Source organism: Salinicola sp. MH3R3-1 (assembly GCF_001937155.1).
Classification (GTDB): Bacteria; Pseudomonadota; Gammaproteobacteria; order Pseudomonadales; family Halomonadaceae; genus Salinicola; species Salinicola halophyticus.
The window spans coordinates 100,106-119,677 of the sequence record NZ_MSDP01000017.1; the positions used below are offsets into that span (position 1 = coordinate 100,106).

The window sequence follows — 19,572 nt, forward strand, 5'->3', positions numbered from 1 at the left end:
AACCGACATGGTAGACTGTGTCGGTTGCCGCGCGCCGGGGAGCCTTCCGATGTCACTCTTTCTTCTGGTTTTCGCCGTCTGTCTGCTGGTCAGCCTGGCGACCGTGACTGCGCTGATGCTGTCCCGCACCCCACGCTATCGTACCCAGGCGCAGGATCTGCTCGATCTGTTCGATGCCGTGCTGGAAAATCGCGCCAGTGAAGCGCGCTGGCATACGCTGATCGGCTATCCGATCCGCCACGATACATATCTGGAAAATCTGCGCCGGCGCAGCCAGCATCTGATGGAAACCTACGGTCGACCTTGGCAGGCCGCCCAGGGAGGATCGCTCTTCTCACGCAGCGGTCGTGAAGAACTGGCCGCACTGCGCGATCATCTGGCAGCGCACCAGGCGCTTCAGGGAGGCGAATATCGTGCCTGATCCGGTTCCGCAGCGACGATCACCATGACGGGCATCATACGGCTCGCGCCGCTCGACAACGCGATTCAGCACCATCATCACGACTATCACCAGATCGTGATCGGGCTATCGGGTTACGCCGAGTTCGAAATTGCCGGCCAGGGCGGTGTCGTGGCACCGCTCTCCGGCTGTATGGTACCGGCCAATATCGAGCATTATTACGAAGGTATCGGCGATAACCGCCAGCTGATCATCGACCTCCCGGACGATGCGGCCGCGTTGACCGGCACCCATCGCCAGCTGAGAGCCCTGTTCGATCGCCCCGGCTATTTCGCGATCGATGAATCTCTGCAGCACTATCTGCAGTTCCTGGTACAGGAAATGGCACAGGCCCGCCACGCGCCGGGCGACCTGCTGGTCACGACGCTGCTCAGTTCGCTTCACGCTCGTCTCGGGGCGACGCTCCCCCCTCCCCCGGTGACCAGACGCGCCAGCCGATCGCTGGACATTCAGCGCCTCGAACATTTCGTGCTGGCGCGGCTGGATCAACGCCTGAGCGTGTCGGATCTGGCCAATCTCGTCTGTCTCAGCGAGGCCCATTTCAGCGAGCGCTTCCGGGATCAAACCGGGATCACGCCCTATCAATTCGTGATGCGGTTGCGGCTGGCCACGGCCCGTGACCTCACGGATCTGACCGACCTGCCGCTTGCCGACATCGCGGAACGCACCGGATTCGCCAACCAGAGCGCCTTGAGCAACGCCTTTCGACGCCGCTATGGCCATTCTCCCGTGCAGCTACGCCGCCCTTCTTCAGCCAGATAATCCGGCTTTTCTTGCAAATCTCCCCGGATAATTGGCAAGAACCCGCGCCCTGTTTCACGCTAGAGTCAGCTACCACTTCCTTTTATCGGTGTCGCTGTGGCATCCCGTCGCGGAAGCCGTCCAAGCCAACGCTGATCACTATGATTCAATCAGGTTCAATCATGCCGAAGGGGCTGAACGATGCTGAAAGCCGAACAAATGCTGGACGCTGCCACCTGGCGGACCTCGCTGGAAACCCTGTTTGCGAGGATAAGCGAACACTACATCGTCGATGAAGATGCCTACCTCGCCGAGCTATGCGAACTGCTGGGTGCGGGTGAGGCCGATTTCGCCCGCATCGGCGACAACACCGCGCAGCTGGTGCGCGACGTTCGCGCCATGGATACGGCCGTCGACTCCATCGACGAACTGCTGCAGCAGTACAGCCTCGATACTCAGGAAGGCGTACTGCTGATGTGTCTGGCGGAAGCGCTGCTGCGTATCCCCGACAAGACCACTGCCGACGCGCTGATCGAGGACAAGCTGGGCGTCGCCGACTGGAAGCGTTATCTGGGTCAGAGCGAATCCTGGTTCGTCAACGCCTCGACCTGGGGCCTGCTGATGACCGGCAACGTGATTCAGATGGACAAGCCCCGCGAAGGCAAACCGGCCAACTTCATCAATAAGATGGTCAATCGCATGGGCGAGCCGGTCATCCGCAGCGCGATGTACCAGGCGATGAAGGTCATGGGCCAGCAGTTCGTGCTGGGGCGCACGATCGACGAGGCGCTCAAGCGCTCGAAGCCGCTGTTCAACAAGGGCTATACCTACTCCTACGACATGCTGGGCGAAGCCGCTCGTACGCGTCAGGATGCGCAGCGCTACTTCGACGACTACGCCTCGGCGATTCGCCAGGTGGGTGAGACCAGCGTCAAGCTCGATGCCAAAACCCCGGCCCCATCGGTATCGATCAAGCTGTCGGCGCTGCACCCGCGCTACGAATTCGGTCGCCGCAGCCAGGTTCTCGAAGAGCTGGTCGACACCGTCAAGCAGCTCGTCGAGCTGGCGCGAGAACGCCATGTTGCACTGACCATCGATGCCGAGGAAGTCGATCGTCTCGAACTCTCGCTCGAGGTCTTCCGTGCCGTCTTCGAGAGCGACGCCTGCCGCGGCTGGGGCCACTTCGGCCTGGTGGTACAGGCCTATGCCAAACGCGCCCTGCCGGTGCTTCACTACATCAACCGACTGGCCGATCAGCAGGGCGACGAAATTCCACTGCGCCTGGTCAAGGGCGCCTACTGGGATACCGAAATCAAGGAATCCCAGAAACTCGGCGTCGACGGCTATCCGGTCTACACCCGCAAGGCGTGTACCGACGTTGCCTATTTGGTCTGCGCACAGTTCCTGCTCTCCGAGAACACCCGCGGACGAATCTTTCCGCAGTTCGCGACCCACAATGCGCACACCATCACCAATATTCTCGAGCTGGCCAACCATGCGGATCGCGCTTTCGAATTCCAGCGCCTGCACGGCATGGGTGAAGCCCTCTATGATGCGGCACTGACGCGGGCCCCTCAGGGCACCTACTGTCGTATCTATGCGCCCGTGGGCGCGCACAAGGACCTGCTGCCCTATCTGGTCCGACGACTGCTGGAAAATGGCGCCAACTCATCGTTCGTCCATCAGCTGGTCGATCCCCGGGTCCCGGTGGAGTCGCTTTGCGTCCATCCGGTGGCCACGCTCAAGCCCTATCCGACCTTTGCCAATGCCCGGATTCCGCTGCCCAAGGACATCTACGGTACGGCACGCAAGAACTCCCAAGGCGTCAACTTGAACATCAACAGTGAGTATCAGCCGCTCGTCGATCGCATGGCGGCGTTCATGGATCGGGAATATCACGCCAAGCCGCTGCTGGGCGTCGATGTCGCCGATGACGACAGTCAGCGCCAGCGCGTCACCAGCCCCTATGACCGCCGCCAGCCCGTGGGTAGCGTGCAGTGGGCGACCCACGAGCAGGCCGAACAGGCGGTGGACATCGCCTGGCAGGCCTTTCCGCGCTGGAGCGAAACCCCGGTCGAAGAGCGCGCGGCCATCCTCGAGCGACACGCCGAGCTGATGGAAACGCACCTCGCCGAGCTGATGACGCTGTGCTCCCGCGAGGGCGGCAAGCTACTCACCGACGGCGTCGATGAGATTCGCGAGGCGGTGGATTTCTGTCGCTACTATGCGGCGCGCGCTCGTGAGCTCTTCGCCGAGCCCATCGCCCTGCCGGGACCCACCGGCGAATCCAACGAGCTGGTGATGAGCGGCAAGGGCGTCTTCGCCGCAATCAGCCCGTGGAACTTCCCGGTCGCGATCTTCACCGGCCAGCTGGTCGCCGCTGCCGTGGCCGGCAACACCGTGCTCGCCAAGCCCGCCGAGCAGACCTCGCTGGTCGCCAACCGCGTCATCGAGCTGCTGTATGAAGCCGGCATGCCCCGGGATGTCGTACAGCTCTTGCCCGGCGACGGCCCGACCGTAGGTAGCGTACTGAGCAGCGATCCCCGGATTACCGGTGTCGTCTTCACCGGCTCCACCGATACCGCACAGATCATCAACCGGGCGCTGGCCGCCAGGGAGAACGCCGCCCTGCCGACGCTGATCGCCGAGACCGGCGGCATGAACGCGATGATCGTCGACTCCACCGCCCTGCCAGAGCAGGTCGTCGCCGACGTCGTCCACTCGGCCTTCCAGAGCGCCGGCCAGCGCTGTTCCGCCCTTCGCGTGCTCTATCTGCAGGAGGACATCGCCGACCGCGTGATCGAGATTCTGCGCGGGGCGATGGACGAACTGCGTATTGGTGACCCGCGCGACCTGGGCACTGACGTCGGCCCGGTCATCGACGAAGAGGCACGCAAGGGGCTGCTCGAGCATATCGAAACCATGAAGGCCGAAGGCCGTTTGATCGCCGAGGCCAGACTCGATCCGGCCCAGACCGACAATGGCACCTTCGTCGCGCCGATGGCCTTCCGTATCGATGGCATCGAATCGATGCAGACCGAACAGTTCGGACCGCTGCTGCATATCGCGCGCTATCGAGCCGACCAGCTCGAAGACGTCATCGATTCCATCAATGCCAAGGGCTACGGCCTGACGTTTGGCGTCCACAGCCGCAACGAGAACTTCACCAATCATGTGGCCAGCCGCATTCGCGTCGGCAACGTCTACGTCAATCGCGACATCATCGGCGCGGTCGTCGGCGTGCAGCCGTTCGGTGGCCAAGGCTTCTCGGGCACGGGCCCGAAGGCGGGTGGACCGCACTATCTGTTACGCTTCGCCACCGAAAAAACGCGCACCGTCAATACGGCCGCGCTGGGCGGCAACGCTTCACTGCTCGCCATGGGCGACTAATGCACGACGCCTTATAGACGACCGCAGATCACGGGAGGCTCACAATGGCCAATAACAATGCCGACATGGGCTTCCCGTTCGTACGCTTCCCGAGCGGGATACTCCTCGCCAGCGCTTGGGCTCGCGTGCGTAAAAGCTCGTCGGAGCAAACTCCGGCCTAATAACTAAGAAACAGGAGACGCCTCTATGGCTATCGGTGTTTGGATCAGTCTTTTCGCCTACTTCGTGCTCATGATCGCCATCGGCCTCTATGCCATGCGCACGTCCACCTCCACCTCCGAAGATTACATGTTGGGTGGCCGGACTCTCAGCCCGCAAGTGGCTGCCCTGTCGGCCGGGGCGTCGGACATGAGCGGCTGGCTGCTGCTGGGCCTGCCCGGGGCGATGTTCGTCTCCGGCCTGGGTTCGGCCTGGATCGGCATCGGCCTGTTCGTGGGCGCATTCTTCAACTGGGTGCTGGTCGCCCCACGCCTGCGAGAGCAGACGGTCCACTACGGCAATGCGATTACCATTCCCGCCTTTCTGGCAAACCGTTTTCCGACGCGGGCCCTGTCGCTGAGGACGATCTCCGCTATCGTCATCGTCGTCTTCTTCGCGATCTACACGGCCTCGGGCCTGGTAGCAGGCGGCAAGCTGTTCGAGAGCGCCTTTTCCGGCGTGATCAACATCGGTGGCCTGAGCGATTACGCCACCGGCATCATCATCACGCTGGGCGTGGTGCTGGTCTACACGGTGGTCGGCGGCTTCCTGGCCGTGAGCATGACGGACTTCGTGCAGGGCTGCATCATGATGCTGGCACTGGTGATCATGCCGGCAGTGGTGATCTTCGGCGAGGGGGGCGGCGGGTTTTCCCAGGCCTCGCAGACGCTCAATGAAGTAGACCCCACGCTGCTTTCCTGGACGGACGGGTTGACCTTCATCGGCTGGCTGTCCGCCGTGACCTGGGGGCTGGGCTATTTCGGCCAGCCGCACATCATCGTGCGCTTCATGGCCATTCGCTCGCTGAAGGACGTGCCCGTGGCCCGTAACATCGGCATGAGCTGGATGCTGATCTCGCTGATCGGCGCGGTTTCTCTGGGTATCTTCGGCCGGGCCTATGCGATCCGCAATGGATTGGATGTCGAGGATCCTGAGACGATCTTCATCATTCTGGCGAACCTGCTGTTCCACCCGTTGATCACCGGTTTCCTCTATGCGGCCCTGCTCGCCGCCATCATGAGCACTATCTCCAGTCAGCTGCTGGTGGCATCTTCCTCCCTGACCGAGGATTTCTATCGCCTGTTCCTCCGCAAGGAAGCGTCGGAAAAGGAAACCGTCGCCGTGGGCCGAATCAGCGTCGTGCTGGTGGGTCTGGTGGCAGCCGTCATCGCATCGGATCCGAACTCTCAGGTTCTGGGGCTGGTCAGTAACGCCTGGGCAGGCTTCGGAGCGGCGTTCGGCCCGCTGATCATTCTGTCGCTGATGTGGTCGCGCACCAACGGCGCTGGCGCCATTGCGGGCATGGTCGTAGGCGCCCTCACCGTCATCGTCTGGATCTCGCTGGGCTGGAGCAACGCGTTCCTGGGCGGACCGGGAGTCTACGAGATCATTCCCGGCTTCATCGCTTCCTTCATTGCCATCCTGGTGGTGAGCAGCATGACCAAGGACGCTGGCGAATATAAGCAGATTTCCAGCTAACGCGTCGGTGAAAGCGCGTCATCGATGCGCTACCGACACTCGACGCGAAACTGACAAAGGGCTCCTGCGGGAGCCCTTTTCCATGCATGCCAATCCACACTCGACCCCGGTCGACATTGCCCGCCACACTGACCGGTACCACGCCAGGCACGCGCAACGCTAGTCAAACGCAACGCCAGCCACGTGCGGTGCCCTCTACTGCCCGCTCGTCACCCCTGATGCTCTCGAAACGCCCACAACCTCGAGCCGACGTAGGTAATCAGCGGTACCGTGAGCGTGGCAATGCCGATAGCCCAGAAACCAGAAATTTCTGTCGATGCCAGCAACGTGGCCAGCACCCCGTTATTGAGGGCAAACCCCAGCAACGCCAGGGTGAAGAAGCGTCGGGCGCGTCCCTGACGACGAAACGTCAAGCGCCGGTGGCCGACGAGAGAGATCTGAAAGGCGACCAGAAAGCCGCAGAGATTGACGAAAAACTCGGACAGCGCCGGCCACAAGGCACTGAGAATGGCGGCAACGGACAGATGGGCCACCGTTGCAACGCCTCCTACCAGGCCGAAACGGGCGGCAGTTTTCGCTTCGCGCTTGAGTCGACGTTTCATGAAATACCGGACGCTCCATCGAACCGGCCAGAGGTGGCCTCGGCTTTGCCTACGCCAGCGGCCTCACTCTTAAGGTTAAGGCCGCTTTCGGCACCCAGGCTCTCCTCGGTGATCAAGCTATCTTCGGCCACCAAGTACAGCGGCCGCCGCTTGGCTTCGATGAACAGGCGTCCGACGTACTCTCCCAGGATCCCGATGGAGAGCAACTGCATGCCGCCAAAGAACAGGATCGCCGTCATCAGCGAGGCGTAACCAGGCACGTCATTCCCCACCACGATGACCCGTCCGACGAGCAGCAGGATATAGAGAAACGCGAGCCCCGCAACGACGGCGCCAAAATACATCCAGATACGCAGAGGCCAGGTCGAAAAGCTGACCAGACCGTCGATGGCGAAATTCCACAGTTTCCAGAAACTGAACTTGCTGACGCCGCTCGTTCTGGCCGGCCGGTCATAGTGGACCCCGATGGAGCGATACCCTGGCCAGCTGAACAGACCCTTCATGAACCGATTACGCTCGGGCAGTCGCTTGACCGCCTCGACGACTCGGCGATCCATCAACCGAAAGTCCCCTGCGTTGCTGGGGATCGGTGCTTCCGCCAGTCGGTTGAAGAGGCGATAGAAGAGCTCTGCGGAGGTACGTTTCGCCTGGGTATCGTCATCCCTGGAGCCACGAATGCCATAGACCATATCGTAGCCCTGGTCCTGCCACAGCCCAATGAACTCCAGGATAACCTCGGGTGGATCCTGCAAGTCGACATCCATGGGTACCACCGCGTCACCTCGAGCGTGGTCGAGGCCAGCGCTCATGGCGGCCTCCTTGCCAAAATTGCGGGTCAGCGACAGAACCCGAACCCGGAGATCCTCCGAAGCCCGTTGGCGAAGCTTGGCAAGCGTTGCATCGGTGGAGCCATCGTCTATGAACAGAATCTCGAGCCGCGGGACGCTGGCACCCAGCGCGCCATCGACCGCTTCGAGAAATCGGTCGATGGCGCTCTCCTCGTTCATTACCGGCACCACGAGCGATAACATCCACTCTGTTCGACGTCTGTCCACGAGCGCTCCTCGTACGAAATGAATCAAGGCCTTGCGATGTTGGCAACCTGGACGATCAATGACTACGGTAATCCTAGCGGGTCAGAGTGAAACGCGCACAAACAGACTTAACGCCTGGCCTGACGTAAAAAAACGCTGTTTCAAAATTTTACTGGACATAAAAAACACCGTTTCCTATCATAGAGACGTTGTCTCATAGAATGTGAAGACCGGTAACACGGCTTCATGATGAAAGAAAAGGAGTCCTTATCATGACCAAGACCAAACTGTTCTCTGCAATGGTAGTTGCCGGCACTTGCGCATTCGGAGCCCAAGCCGCATTCGCCTACGGCGCCGGTGATTTCTACGGCCGTCTGGGGGTTGCCAAGACTGACGTCGACACTGGTTACACCAGTGACAATGACAAGGGCGCCTACCTGGGCCTGGGTTACATGGTTCACGACAAGATCGGCGTCGAACTGAGCTCCATGACCGAAACCAAGGTTCATGCTGAGGGCGGTACCTTCAAGCAGGTCCCGATCAACCTGATGGCGCAGTACTATCCGCTCGGCGGCCTGGACTCTCGCGTTCAGCCTTACGCCGGTGTTGGTGTCAACTACACCACGTTCTCTGACGAGAGCGGCGTCGGCAGTGTCGACGAATCCTGGGGTGCTGCTGGCCAGCTGGGTGTTGATCTGAACGTTACCGACAACTTCGGTTTCAACGCCTTCGCACAGTACACCGACGTCAGCGCCGATATCAGCGGCGGCCGTGACATCGACCTCGACCCGGTCACCGTCGGTGCCGGCGTCACTGCCCGCTTCTAAGCGATCGCAGTCGATAGTCAAACCGGGCCTTCATGGCCCGGTTTTTTTGTGCCTGTGACTCGAGAATCCGATGGCGGAGCCGGGCATTGATTTGCCTAACGATGATTACGCTCGGGTCACGATCCGATCGACTTCGGCGAGCTTCTCGAGCAGCGGCGCCTTCCGCGCGGCAGGAACGTCCTTGAGCCATACCTCCATTGCCGGCGCGACGTCGCAACTGGCCGGCAGGGTCGCTCGGGCATCGACCAGTGCCCACAGACGAGCAATGAAGACGTAGCGCAACCACTGCGGCATCGACATCGTATCGACACAAAATGGCTGCTGACTCTCGAATGCCGAAGGCTCCGGCCAGGGTACCTCCCACAGCCCGGCGCTTGCCAGCTCGGCTTCCAGCTCGCGCAGTGCCCGCGCCAATCCATCGTGGCTAGCCTCTGGGCCCTTCGATGAGATCACTTCTCCCGTTACCGTCATGCTTTCTCCTGTTGCTTTCGTTCTTCGGTGCTGTCTTTCTTTAGTGCTGTCGTTCTTCGATGCTGCCAAAGCGCTTGAGCGCCGTCTTCGGGTTGCGCACAGAAACCTTGAAAGAGCCTGTGGATAAACTTGGGACACTTGTGCCAATCCGGCATGAGACATGCGATCGAAGAGGCTGTTCAATTTTTGGCCATACCCTATCCAGCGTCACCCCTGCACGTTACAGTGCGCGCCTCGATGGACATGACGGCTCTCTACCATGCAGACGCTGAGCGATTTTTTCACGACCAGTCGCGCCGAGCTTGCGCTGTCGGCCCTGGGCCGGCGTGTGACACCGATCAGCCGTGACACTTTCACCGCCTTCGAACAGGAACGCCAACCCTGGCCGTTACCCTGGAATGGCCATGCCCAGGTAGCCTGTGCCCTGCACTGGCCCGCGCTGCAAGGGGACCCGGCGATCTGGTTCCTGTCGCTGCCGCTGGACGAGCAAGGGCTGCTGGTGCCTGCTGCACGCGATGCGTTTCTCGATCGCCTGCTACTGACGCTGAGCACCCAACCGGCCTCCACCGATGTCCAGCCACCGGGCGATGTGACGCAAGGGATTCTGGCTCAGAGCAATCTGATGCAGGACAATCTCATGCAGGACAACCCGCTGGCGTTCGAGCCGGAACTGCATCAACGCGCGCTGCTGCATGCTCGCCTGTCTCGCCGGTTCGAGCAACCGTCGTCATCGCATTCGGACATGGCACGCCGTTATCTGATGGGAGACGACACGCTCAACTGGCAGATGCTCGGTCTTCAGGGGCTGGCCGATCAGGTCGTCGCCCAGGACCCGGCCGTTACCCGCGCGCTGATCTCGCGCCTGGACACACTGCCGAGAGAAGTCGTTCTCCCGCTGTGCTACCTGATGGAACATGGCGACACGCCCGCCGATCTCCTGCCGTCGTTATGGGAAGCGATGGGCGACGCAAGACAACGACAGGATATCGAAACGTTCTGCGCCTTGTTGAGAGCGATGCTGGGCAGCGACGATACCCGAGTCGGCGATTGGCTGGATCGCATTCTCGATGACGAGGATCTCATGGCGGCCGACTGTCTGGCGGCCATCGCCGCACGCGGCTGGCATCATCTCGAGCATGAATCTCGTCTCGCGCGGTTCCTCGAGCGGCTGGCGAACTGCCAGGATGCCAACTTTCGTCCTGTCGTGCACGATTTGGCATTGATCCCGCGCCTGCGGCTGCCCATATTGATGATGTTGCGTCAGGCGCCTGCGGACTCCTCCCTGGGTCGGCTCGTCAGAGAAGGGAACATCTGAATCCATGAAAGCATTGCCGTACCAGGCCCAGGCGATCATCGGCCGACGCGAGATGGTCACGCTGCCGGATCTTCACATGACGCTCTGCTGCAAAGCGGACACCGGTGCTCGTACGTCCGCCCTGCATGCAGAGCAGATCGAACCCTACGAGGAAGGCGGTCATCCCTGGGTTCGCTTCATTACCCGCTCGAGCGGTCAGCCCATTGCGCAACACGAATGTCAGCTCCCGTTGCACGATCGCCGCCGAGTCAGAAGTTCCAACGGCCATCAGGAATGGCGGTACGTCATTCGCACGCGCCTTATACTGGGGGAGCTGGAATTTCCCATCGAACTGACTTTGACCGACCGCAGCGACATGCGTCACCCCATGCTGCTGGGCAGACGCGCCATGCGGCGGCTACTGGTTGCCCCGGGTGCCGCCTTCCTGCACGGTGACCCCTGACCGCCCCTTCCACTTCGCCCTCTCATCCACGCTACGGAGCCTTTCGCGCATGCACATCGGCATCTTGTCACGCAATCGCAACCTCTACTCGACGCGCCGTCTGATCGAGGCTGCCGAAGCGCGCGGACACACCGCCCGCGTGGTCGATACGCTGCGCTGCTACATGAATATCGCCTCACACCGGCCGTCGATTCACTACAAGGGCGAGGAAATCGAGCCGTTCGACGCCATCGTGCCGCGTATCGGCGCCTCCGTGACGTTCTACGGCTGCGCTGTACTGCGTCAGTTCGAGATGATGAGCACCTACGTGCTCAACGACTCGGTCGCCATTACTCGCTCTCGCGACAAGCTGCGCTCGCTGCAGCTGCTGTCGCGCAAGGGGCTGGGCCTCCCGATTACCGGCTTCGCCCATTCGCCTGACGACATTCCCGACCTGATCACCATGGTCAAGGGCGCGCCGCTGGTGATCAAGTTGCTGGAGGGCACGCAGGGTATCGGCGTGGTGCTGGCGGAAACCAATCAGGCCGCCGAGTCGGTGATCCAGGCGTTCATGGGAATGAAAGCCAACATCATGGTTCAGGAGTACATCAAGGAAGCTAAGGGGGCCGACATTCGCTGTTTCGTGATCGGTGACAAGGTCGTTGCCTCGATGAAGCGTCAGGCCGCCGAAGGTGAATTTCGTTCGAACCTGCACCGTGGCGGCACCGCCAGCGTCATTCGCATCACCCCCGAAGAGCGCTCTACCGCGATTCGCGCGGCCAAGGCGATGGGGCTGGGTGTCGCCGGCGTCGATCTGCTGCGTTCCAACCACGGCCCGGTGATCATGGAAGTCAATTCGTCGCCCGGCCTGCAGGGCATCGAATCGGCAACCGGCAAGGACATTGCGGGCCTGATCATCGAGCATCTGCAGAAAAATGCCAGCACGCCGCGCAAGGCGCCGCCGAAGCCCAAAGGCTAGATCGAGGAGAAATGGAACAAATAGCCGAAAATGCTAAATTTTCTGCTTTGAGGGGTAGCAAAACAGTGTTTCCGGCCGCACAATTTGTGTCACTTCAGGAGGTGGCCGCACATGTTTCTCGACAATCGCCAAGTGGCGATGGACAGCGTTCTCGAAGCGCTGGCCGACAGTCTCGATTATTTTCAGGACAATCTCGATCGCCTGCGACCGGCGTTGCGTAATGCCCTGAAACCCCATTACGAGGAACGTGGGGTCGCCATGCGCGAACTACAGCAGCTGGTTCGCGAACATCTCGATATCCTGCCCCGCGATGCCGACGTCGAACGCGATGACTATCTGTGGCTATGGAGCCGCATCAAGAGCTTCGTCGGCAACGACAGCGCCGTCCTGCTGGGAGAACTCCTCGAGCAGGAACGCGTGTTGATGCAGGCGCTGGGCAACGCTTTCACCCATCCGCTACCAGAAGTGCTGGAGCCGACGCTGGAGCGCTGCTGGAAAAACTGCCGCGCATTGATTCGAGAGATCAACAAGCTGCAGCAGCGCCAACGCTGACAGGCGATCCGATCCGCCCGACCGATCAACAGGCGGGCAAGACGAGAGCCTAAGGCGGCGATAGCCGGATTGGCTCCAGCGGCCCCAGGAAATATGGCTCCCTGCCCCAGATGTAGAGATCTCCAAAGGTGGCGGCACGGGCGAGCCACTCACGCACCCGCAGCCGCCACTCGCCGTCGACCCCGTCGTCGGGTACTGCACAACCGGAAGCCTCGACTCCCAGGGCGTCGGCGATGAACAGGGCCCGCGGTAGATGCCAGTCCTGCGATATCAGCATCAGGCGACCCGCGCCAAATACTTCCTTGGCGCGCACCACGCTATCGAACGTACTGAAACCGGCATAGTCGAGCGTCATGTATTCATCGTCGACATTGCGATGACGCAGGGAGCGCCACATGTTGATGGGCTCGTTGTAATAACGTGTACGATTGTCGCCGGACAGCAGTAGATGCTGGATTCGATGAAGTCGCAGCAACTCCGCCGAGGTCTCGATCCGGGCCTTGAAGTAAGGGTTGGAACCGCCCTGCCGGAGCCACTGGGCGGTACCAAAGACCAGCCCGACCGGCTGCGCGACACACAGCGGTACCTCATGCTCGATGCGAGCGTGGGTCTTCTGCAGGATCCACAGGTTGATGACCACCACCCCGACCGTTAGCAACAGCGCGCAGGCTGCCAAGGTCTTGAGTAGCCCCTTCAGTAACCGAAGCATGAATCAACGTGACGGTGATGAGCGGAAAGCGGCCGCTGAGGGCGGTCATCGGGAATCGAATAGCGTGTGGGGGTATCGATCAACATATTGCGTTCGTTGCTCTGCCAGAAACCGGCTCGTGCAGTTCGAGGGTCAGTCAGGCGCTTTTTGCCAGGCGCCTAGAACATGCCCAGCTCGAGGCGTGCCTCTTCGCTCATCATCTCACGGCTCCACGGCGGATCGAAAACGATTTCCACGTGAACCTTGGAGAACTGCGAGGCCCCCAGTATCTTGCGCCGCGCATCCTCGGCGATGACGTCTCCCATCCCGCAGCCAGGCGCCGTCAGCGTCATGCGAATGGTGACCATGAGTTCACCGGTGAGCAGGCGCTCGAGACGGCAGCCGTAGACCAGACCCAAATCGACGATATTGACCGGTATCTCCGGATCGAAACAGGTCCGCAGCTGATCCCAGACGAAGCGCTCCATCTCCGCTTCCGTAGCCTCGGGATCCAGCGTCGGCCGCTCGAGTGACTTGAGCCCCAGCGCGTCGAAGTCATGTCCTTCGATCAGATAGAGACGCCCTTCGAAACTGACACTGATCGAGCTGCCCTTGGCCTGCATGACCACGACCGTACTGTCTTCAGACAGCGTGATGGTCTTGCCGAACGGGATCGAGATTACCTCGACGTCCCGCTGCAGCGGCATTTCCTGGCCCTTGTAGACCTCGTTTAGGGTATCCATCGTCGCTCCTGACAGAATGGCCGGCCCGGATACGCCCGGTGACGGGGCCGGCTCAGCGCAGCATGCCCAGCACGCGCTGAAGCGCCTCGACGAAAGCATCGACTTCTTCGGGCGTGTTGTACACGGCCAGAGAAGCCCGGCAAGTCGCCTCGACACCGAAATGGTTCAATACCGGCTGGGCACAATGATGCCCGGTGCGAATCGCCACGCCCAACTGGTCGATCAGCAGCCCGATATCCTGAGAGTGAGCACCGTCGACGACGAACGAGATCACGCCGGCCTTGTTAGGCGCCGTGCCGATGATCCGCAGGCCATCGATCTGTTCGAGCTTCTGGGTGGCGTGATCCAGCAGCCAATGCTCCCACGCCGACAGCCGTTCGATACCGAGCGCATTGACCCAGTCCAGCGCCGCACCCATGGCGATGACGTCGGCCACGGCCGGCGTACCCGCCTCGAAGCGGTTGGGAATAGCGGCAAATTCGGTGCCGCGATCGAAGGAGACGCGCGAGATCATCTCCCCGCCGCCCTGCCATGGCGGCATCGCCTCGAGTATGGACGCCTTGACGTATAGCGCCCCCGCGCCCATCGGCCCGTACACCTTGTGGCCCGAAAACGCGTAGAAATCGGCATCCAGGGCTTGCACATCGACTGCCTGATGCGGCACCGCCTGGGCGCCATCGACCAGGATCAATGCGCCGTTGGCATGCGCATCACGGGCGATGTCGGCGATCGGATTGATCGTTCCCAGGGCATTGGAGACATGATTGACGCAGACCAGCCGGGTTCGCTCGCCGAGCATTTCCCGATAGGCCTCGAGATCGAGGACGCCGCGTGAATCGACGGGGATGACCCTGATCACGATGCCCAGCTCGCGCTCGAGCAACTGCCACGGCACGATGTTGGAGTGATGTTCCATCAACGAGACCATCACTTCGTCACCCGCCTTCAGATTGGCGCGCCCCCAGCTGTTGGCCACCAGATTGATCGCTTCGGTGGTGCCTCGGGTAAACACGATCTCGCGCGGCTCGAACGCGTTGATATGCCGCTGGACAGTGGAACGCACGCCTTCATAGGCCGCGGTCGCCTCGTCGGCCAAGGTGTGCAGGCCGCGATGAATATTGGCGTTGTAACGGCGATAGTAGTCGCTGAGACTGTCGATGACCGCCACCGGCGTCTGGCTGGTGGCCGCGTTATCGAGATAGATCAGCGGCTGGCCGTGGACCTCCCGTTCCAGGATCGGGAAATCCTGGCGAATCGCCGCCAGGTCCAGCGTCAAATCGGTGAGCGCCGTCATTTCAAGTCTCCTGAATGGCCTCGGCGGTCTCGACCAGCTCCGCCAGGTTGAAGCGCTCCGGCAGACGACCCGCGACAGCCCTCTCGACGCGTTCGGCAATGACGTTGAGGCCCACCTTGTCCATGACCTCGCCGACGAACGCCAGGGTCAGCAACGCCCGCGCCATCGGCTCGTCGATACCGCGACTACGCAGCGCATAGACGGCTTCCTCGTCGAGCTGACCGGTGGTGGCGCCGTGGGAGCACTTGACGTCGTCGGCATAGATCACCAGCTCCGGCTTGGTATCGATTTCGGCACGATCGGATAGCAACAGGTTGGCGTTGTTCTGATACGCCTCGATCTGCTGCGCGTCCTTCTTGACGAAGACCTTGCCGTTGAAGACACCTCGAGAGCGGTCGTCGAGCACGCCCTTGTAGTTCTCGTTGGAGAACGTGCGCGGCGCGTTATGATTGACCAGCGTGTGGTTGTCGACGTGCTGACGGCCCTGGACGAAGAACAGCCCGTTGTAGGCCGCCTCGGCGCCCTCGGCGTTCAGATCCGTCACCAGATCCGTGCGCACCAGCGCACCACCGAGATTGAGATTGTACGAGTTGAAGTGGCTATCGCGACCTTGGTCGACATGAATGCTGGCCACATGCAGATCCGTCAGCGCCGCTTCCTGCAGCTTGTAATGATCGATGATCGCGCCCCGATCGAGCAGCACCTCGGTCACCACATTGGTGAAATTCGCCGCTTCCGGCTCTCCCGAATAGTGCTCGATGACCGTTGCCTCGGCGCGCGCGCCGGCTTCGATCAGCACCCGCGGATGGCTCATCACCGGCTGTGCGTCAGCGCGTGACAGCATCAACAGGTAGATCGGCTTGTCGACGACCGTGCCAGCAGCCAGGCGAATGACGGCACCCTCGTCGGCGAACGCCGTGTTGAGCGCGGTAAAGGGCGAAAAATCGACCCCGGCAAGACGACCCAGCGAGCCGCCAACAGACTCGTGATTGGCTTCGAGCGCCTGCGACAGCGGCTCGACGGAAACCCCGGCAGGCAGTCCGTCGAGCTCGGAAAGCGCCGCACTGAACCGGCCATCGACCAGAACCAGACGATAGGCGTCGATATCCAGGCGCTGCTCGTCGAAGCGGGTGGTATCGAACGCGGCGTCCGTGGCCAGGGCGAAGTCGCCCTCGGCGATACGACGCACGTCGGTATATTTCCAATGTTCGTCACGACGGGTCGGAAAGCCCATCGCCTCGAATCGCGCCGCGCCGGCCTGACGACGTGCCGCAACCCAGCTCGGATCGTCGGCACGGCGTGCGGTCAGACGCTGAAGAAAGCGTTCCGCTGCACTCATGCGACAGACTCCTCGAGCACCCAGTCATAGCCCCGATCTTCGAGTTCGAGCGCCAGCTCCTTGCCACCACTCTTGACGATGCGGCCGTCGACCAGCACGTGGACGTGATCCGGCACGATATGATTGAGCAAGCGCTGATAGTGGGTCACCAGCAGGATCGCGCGATCGGCGTTGCGTAGCGAATTGACGCCATCGGCGACGACCTTCATCGCATCGATATCGAGCCCGGAGTCGATCTCGTCGAGCATCGCGAGCTTCGGCTGCAGAATCAGCATCTGCAGAATCTCGTTACGTTTTTTCTCGCCGCCGGAAAACCCTTCGTTGACCGCGCGCTGCAGGAAACTGGGATCCATCTTCATCTCGGCGCTCTTCTCGCGCACCAGCTTCATGAATTCCGGCGCCGGGATTTCGCCCTCACCCCGCGCGGCGCGCTGCGCATTGAGCGCGGCCTTTAGCAGGTAGATATTCTTGACCCCGGGGATCTCAATCGGGTACTGGAAGCCCAGTAACAGACCGGCGCGAGCACGCTCCTCGATTTCCATCTCGAGCACATCCTGGCCTTCGAACAGAATCGTGCCCTGGGTGACCTCGTAACCGTCCTTGCCGGCGATCACGGCCGACAATGTCGACTTGCCCGCGCCGTTCGGGCCCATGATGGCGTGCACCTCACCCGCGTTGATGGTCAGGTTCAGACCCTTGAGGATCACTTTGTCCTCGATGGTGACGTGAAGATCTTTGACTTCGAGCATGTGTAACCCTTGAAACAAGAGAGACCGCCGTCGCAGCCTCCCGGATTGGCGTGTAAATTCGACAATGGCGGCGGATCAGCCTACCGAACCTTCCAGCGTCACGTTGAGCAGCGCTTCCGCTTCGACCGCAAACTCCATCGGCAACTCCTGGAAGACGTCCTTGCAGAAGCCGTTGACGATCATGCTGACGGCGTCTTCTTCACCGATGCCGCGCGCACGGCAGTAGAACAGCTGGTCGTCGGCGATCTTGGAGGTGGTCGCCTCGTGCTCGACGGTCGCGGTGCTATTGCCGATTTCCTGATAGGGAAACGTGTGCGCCCCGCACTGGTCGCCGATCAGCAACGAATCGCACTGGGTATAGTTGCGCGCGCCCTTGGCTCGCGGACCGATCTTGACCAGACCGCGATAGGCCTGGTCGCTGCGGCCGGCGGCGATACCCTTGGCGACGATGGTCGAGCGGGTGTTCTCGCCGATATGGATCATCTTGGTGCCGGTATCGGCCTGCTGACGACCGTTGGTGACCGCGACCGAATAGAACTCGCCGACACTCTCCTTGCCGCGCAGCATGCAGGAAGGATATTTCCAGGTGATCGCCGAGCCGGTCTCGACCTGCGTCCAGCTGATCCGCGAGCGGTCACCACGGCAGTCGCCACGCTTGGTGACGAAGTTGTAGATGCCACCCTTGCCGTCTTCATCACCGGGGTACCAGTTCTGGACCGTCGAGTATTTGATGTAGGCGTCTTCCAACGCGACCAGCTCGACGACCGCCGCATGCAGCTGATTTTCATCGCGCTGCGGCGCGGTGCACCCCTCGAGATAGGAGACCTGGGCCCGCTTGTCGCAGATGACCAGCGTGCGCTCGAACTGCCCGGTGTTGGCAGCGTTGATTCGAAAATAGGTGGAGAGCTCCATCGGACATTTCACGCCTTCCGGCACGTAGACGAAGGAGCCGTCGGTGAACACTGCCGAGTTGAGGGCTGCGAAGTAGTTGTCCGCCTGCGGCACCACGGTGCCCAGATATTGACGGACCAGTTCCGGGTGCTCGCGAATCGCCTCGGAAATGGAGCAGAAGATCACGCCCGCTTCGTGGAGCTTTTCCTTGAACGTCGTGGTCACGGAGACGGAGTCGAACACCGCATCGACCGCAACCCCTGCCAGCGCCGCCCGCTCGTGCAGCGGGATCCCCAGCTTTTCATAGGTTTCCAGCAGCTTGGGATCGACTTCGTCCAGGCTCTGTGGGCGATCCTCGGGCTTTTTCGGCGCGCTGAAATAGGAGATCGCCTGATAATCGATCGGGGGATACTCCAAATGCGCCCAGGAGGGCGGCGTCATCTTGAGCCATTGGTGGTAAGCCTCGAGACGCCATTCGAGCATCCACTCGGGCTCCCCCTTCTTCTGGGAAATGAAAGCGATCGTGCTTTCATCCAGGCCAGGCGGCACGGTATCGCTTTCAATGTCGGTCACGAATCCCTGCTTGTATTCGCGACGGACCAACTGCTCCATCTCTTCGCTAGCCATGGTCTCCACTCCTCTCCACCGAGAGTCTTATGACGAAGACGCGATCCCGGACACCGAGACGATCAGGCAATCCACTCCCGTCGTTCGGCGCTCTCGCCACGCCCTCTTAATGTTCGCGTGATGCCACCGTCGATGGCAGCGTCACGCTCTGGATCGGTAGCTGCACGGGCAGCTTGAGCGGGTTGGACTGTGCAAGATGTGCCAACGTCACACAGTCCAGCAGCGTGCGTATCGCCTGCGATACCCGCTGCCAGTTGTCGGCAACGCCGCAAGTGTTCTGCAGCTCGCAGTCACCGTCGGCATGACTGCATTCGGTCATGCCGATCGGCCCCTCGATCGCGGCAATAATGTCGCTGGCCGTAATCTCCGCAGGAGACCGCGACAGCACATAACCGCCGTGAGAACCCCGACGGGATTCGAGCAACCCACTTCGGGAAAGCATCTTGAGCGTCTTGCCTACCGTCGGTTGGGGAAGGTTCACGCGCGCCGCCAGTTCGGAGGCGGTGTGTGCCTGCTCCGGGTCCCGCGCGATCTGGGCCATGATGACCGCCGCGTAATCCGTCATTTTCGATAGTTTCAGCACGCCGTGATGCCCTCTCGATCCTGACAGCCGCCATATAGGACCATTTTAGTCCTCTTTGCAGACGCTGTGAACCCTCGGCCGGGGCCGGAAGAGCGAACGGCACGCTCAACGACGGTGATCGAGACTCGGTGACAGGCGCCAAACAAGACGACCCGCTGCATGGGCAGCGGGTCGTCTGTTCGGGCACGG

The 19,572-nt window shown here is 61.3% G+C and carries 19 protein-coding genes; 9 read left to right on the forward strand and 10 right to left on the reverse strand.

The window, feature by feature from the left end; all coding sequences use genetic code 11:
* The first annotated feature begins 49 nt into the window (after window positions 1–49).
* The 4 genes from BTW08_RS11115 (at window position 50) to putP (ending at window position 6,268) form a co-directional block, all read left to right on the forward strand.
* The gene (locus BTW08_RS11115) at window positions 50–421 is read left to right on the forward strand and encodes a hypothetical protein (RefSeq protein WP_075562592.1); all 372 of its coding nucleotides are present in this window, start codon (window positions 50–52) and stop codon (window positions 419–421) included.
* 24 nt (window positions 422–445) lie between these two features.
* Entirely contained in the window at window positions 446–1,222 is a 777-nt protein-coding gene (locus tag BTW08_RS11120) for a helix-turn-helix domain-containing protein (RefSeq protein ID WP_075562593.1), read from the forward strand.
* 180 nt (window positions 1,223–1,402) lie between these two features.
* Window positions 1,403–4,591, forward strand: coding sequence for a bifunctional proline dehydrogenase/L-glutamate gamma-semialdehyde dehydrogenase PutA (putA, locus tag BTW08_RS11125; RefSeq protein ID WP_075562594.1), 3,189 nt, complete (start codon window positions 1,403–1,405; stop codon window positions 4,589–4,591).
* Between the two features lie 186 nt (window positions 4,592–4,777).
* On the forward strand, window positions 4,778–6,268 hold the full coding sequence (gene putP, locus BTW08_RS11130; RefSeq protein WP_075562595.1) for a sodium/proline symporter PutP: 1,491 nt from the start codon (window positions 4,778–4,780) through the stop codon (window positions 6,266–6,268).
* Window positions 6,269–6,477: 209 nt separating this feature from the next.
* Here putP and BTW08_RS11135 read toward each other — a convergent pair whose 3' ends face one another.
* A complete protein-coding gene (locus tag BTW08_RS11135) occupies window positions 6,478–6,870 on the reverse strand; it encodes a GtrA family protein (RefSeq protein ID WP_075562596.1) in 393 nt (130 codons plus the stop codon).
* Window positions 6,867–7,925, reverse strand: coding sequence for a glycosyltransferase family 2 protein (locus tag BTW08_RS11140; RefSeq protein WP_246837711.1), 1,059 nt, complete (start codon window positions 7,923–7,925; stop codon window positions 6,867–6,869). The genes BTW08_RS11135 and BTW08_RS11140 overlap by 4 nt, the downstream gene beginning before the upstream one ends.
* Window positions 7,926–8,176: 251 nt before the next feature.
* On the opposite strand from BTW08_RS11140, the gene BTW08_RS11145 reads away from it, so the two are divergent.
* Entirely contained in the window at window positions 8,177–8,731 is a 555-nt protein-coding gene (locus BTW08_RS11145) for an OmpW family outer membrane protein (protein WP_075562597.1), read from the forward strand.
* Between the two features lie 105 nt (window positions 8,732–8,836).
* Here the strand turns inward: BTW08_RS11145 and BTW08_RS11150 are convergent, their stop codons facing one another.
* Window positions 8,837–9,202 carry a YqcC family protein gene (locus tag BTW08_RS11150; RefSeq protein ID WP_075562598.1) on the reverse strand — a complete coding sequence of 122 codons (366 nt, stop codon included), beginning with the start codon at window positions 9,200–9,202 and terminating at the stop codon, window positions 8,837–8,839.
* A 259-nt stretch (window positions 9,203–9,461) separates the two neighbouring features.
* Between BTW08_RS11150 and BTW08_RS11155 the strand changes: the two genes are divergently transcribed.
* The 4 genes from BTW08_RS11155 (at window position 9,462) to BTW08_RS11170 (ending at window position 12,469) form a co-directional block, all read left to right on the forward strand.
* Window positions 9,462–10,517 carry a DUF3549 family protein gene (locus BTW08_RS11155; protein ID WP_075562599.1) on the forward strand — a complete coding sequence of 352 codons (1,056 nt, stop codon included), beginning with the start codon at window positions 9,462–9,464 and terminating at the stop codon, window positions 10,515–10,517.
* Window positions 10,518–10,521: 4 nt separating this feature from the next.
* Window positions 10,522–10,959: a RimK/LysX family protein gene (locus tag BTW08_RS11160; RefSeq protein ID WP_075562600.1), complete on the forward strand. Its 438-nt coding sequence runs from the start codon at window positions 10,522–10,524 to the stop codon at window positions 10,957–10,959.
* 49 nt (window positions 10,960–11,008) lie between these two features.
* Window positions 11,009–11,917 (forward strand): 30S ribosomal protein S6--L-glutamate ligase, encoded by a 909-nt coding sequence (gene rimK / locus BTW08_RS11165; RefSeq protein ID WP_075562601.1) that lies wholly within the window; start codon window positions 11,009–11,011, stop codon window positions 11,915–11,917.
* Window positions 11,918–12,028: 111 nt separating this feature from the next.
* Window positions 12,029–12,469 (forward strand): hypothetical protein, encoded by a 441-nt coding sequence (locus tag BTW08_RS11170; RefSeq protein WP_075562602.1) that lies wholly within the window; start codon window positions 12,029–12,031, stop codon window positions 12,467–12,469.
* Window positions 12,470–12,518: 49 nt separating this feature from the next.
* On the opposite strand, the gene BTW08_RS11175 is transcribed toward BTW08_RS11170, so the two are convergent.
* From BTW08_RS11175 to BTW08_RS11205, 7 genes are all read right to left on the reverse strand, one after another.
* Window positions 12,519–13,178 carry an ElyC/SanA/YdcF family protein gene (locus BTW08_RS11175; RefSeq protein WP_075562603.1) on the reverse strand — a complete coding sequence of 220 codons (660 nt, stop codon included), beginning with the start codon at window positions 13,176–13,178 and terminating at the stop codon, window positions 12,519–12,521.
* A 158-nt stretch (window positions 13,179–13,336) separates the two neighbouring features.
* The gene (gene sufT / locus BTW08_RS11180) at window positions 13,337–13,900 is read right to left on the reverse strand and encodes a putative Fe-S cluster assembly protein SufT (RefSeq protein WP_075562604.1); all 564 of its coding nucleotides are present in this window, start codon (window positions 13,898–13,900) and stop codon (window positions 13,337–13,339) included.
* 52 nt (window positions 13,901–13,952) lie between these two features.
* Window positions 13,953–15,194 (reverse strand): cysteine desulfurase, encoded by a 1,242-nt coding sequence (locus BTW08_RS11185; protein ID WP_075562605.1) that lies wholly within the window; start codon window positions 15,192–15,194, stop codon window positions 13,953–13,955.
* Between the two features lies 1 nt (window position 15,195).
* The gene (sufD, locus tag BTW08_RS11190; protein WP_075562606.1) at window positions 15,196–16,533 is read right to left on the reverse strand and encodes a Fe-S cluster assembly protein SufD; all 1,338 of its coding nucleotides are present in this window, start codon (window positions 16,531–16,533) and stop codon (window positions 15,196–15,198) included.
* Complete coding sequence (sufC, locus tag BTW08_RS11195; protein WP_075562607.1) at window positions 16,530–17,282, reverse strand: Fe-S cluster assembly ATPase SufC; 753 nt, start codon at window positions 17,280–17,282, stop codon at window positions 16,530–16,532. The genes sufD and sufC overlap by 4 nt, the downstream gene beginning before the upstream one ends.
* A 75-nt stretch (window positions 17,283–17,357) precedes the next feature.
* A complete protein-coding gene (gene sufB, locus BTW08_RS11200; RefSeq protein ID WP_075562608.1) occupies window positions 17,358–18,800 on the reverse strand; it encodes a Fe-S cluster assembly protein SufB in 1,443 nt (480 codons plus the stop codon).
* 106 nt (window positions 18,801–18,906) lie between these two features.
* The gene (locus tag BTW08_RS11205; protein WP_075562609.1) at window positions 18,907–19,383 is read right to left on the reverse strand and encodes an SUF system Fe-S cluster assembly regulator; all 477 of its coding nucleotides are present in this window, start codon (window positions 19,381–19,383) and stop codon (window positions 18,907–18,909) included.
* Window positions 19,384–19,572: the final 189 nt, after the last annotated feature.

Excerpts from the sequence above, each read along its gene's own strand:
- putA (WP_075562594.1), top strand. The coding sequence starts at position 1,403 with ATGCTGAAAGCCGAACAAATGCTGGACGCTGCCACCTGGCGGACCTCG.
- BTW08_RS11120 (WP_075562593.1), top strand. The coding sequence starts at position 446 with ATGACGGGCATCATACGGCTCGCGCCGCTCGACAACGCGATTCAGCAC.
- sufD (WP_075562606.1), bottom strand. The coding sequence starts at position 16,533 with ATGAGTGCAGCGGAACGCTTTCTTCAGCGTCTGACCGCACGCCGTGCC.
- BTW08_RS11135 (WP_075562596.1), bottom strand. The coding sequence starts at position 6,870 with ATGAAACGTCGACTCAAGCGCGAAGCGAAAACTGCCGCCCGTTTCGGC.
- rimK (WP_075562601.1), top strand. The coding sequence starts at position 11,009 with ATGCACATCGGCATCTTGTCACGCAATCGCAACCTCTACTCGACGCGC.
- sufT (WP_075562604.1), bottom strand. The coding sequence starts at position 13,900 with ATGGATACCCTAAACGAGGTCTACAAGGGCCAGGAAATGCCGCTGCAG.
- BTW08_RS11115 (WP_075562592.1), top strand. The coding sequence starts at position 50 with ATGTCACTCTTTCTTCTGGTTTTCGCCGTCTGTCTGCTGGTCAGCCTG.
- putP (WP_075562595.1), top strand. The coding sequence starts at position 4,778 with ATGGCTATCGGTGTTTGGATCAGTCTTTTCGCCTACTTCGTGCTCATG.
- BTW08_RS11160 (WP_075562600.1), top strand. The coding sequence starts at position 10,522 with ATGAAAGCATTGCCGTACCAGGCCCAGGCGATCATCGGCCGACGCGAG.
- BTW08_RS11175 (WP_075562603.1), bottom strand. The coding sequence starts at position 13,178 with ATGCTTCGGTTACTGAAGGGGCTACTCAAGACCTTGGCAGCCTGCGCG.
- BTW08_RS11145 (WP_075562597.1), top strand. The coding sequence starts at position 8,177 with ATGACCAAGACCAAACTGTTCTCTGCAATGGTAGTTGCCGGCACTTGC.
- BTW08_RS11185 (WP_075562605.1), bottom strand. The coding sequence starts at position 15,194 with ATGACGGCGCTCACCGATTTGACGCTGGACCTGGCGGCGATTCGCCAG.
- BTW08_RS11170 (WP_075562602.1), top strand. The coding sequence starts at position 12,029 with ATGTTTCTCGACAATCGCCAAGTGGCGATGGACAGCGTTCTCGAAGCG.
- BTW08_RS11155 (WP_075562599.1), top strand. The coding sequence starts at position 9,462 with ATGCAGACGCTGAGCGATTTTTTCACGACCAGTCGCGCCGAGCTTGCG.
- BTW08_RS11150 (WP_075562598.1), bottom strand. The coding sequence starts at position 9,202 with ATGACGGTAACGGGAGAAGTGATCTCATCGAAGGGCCCAGAGGCTAGC.
- sufC (WP_075562607.1), bottom strand. The coding sequence starts at position 17,282 with ATGCTCGAAGTCAAAGATCTTCACGTCACCATCGAGGACAAAGTGATC.
- sufB (WP_075562608.1), bottom strand. The coding sequence starts at position 18,800 with ATGGCTAGCGAAGAGATGGAGCAGTTGGTCCGTCGCGAATACAAGCAG.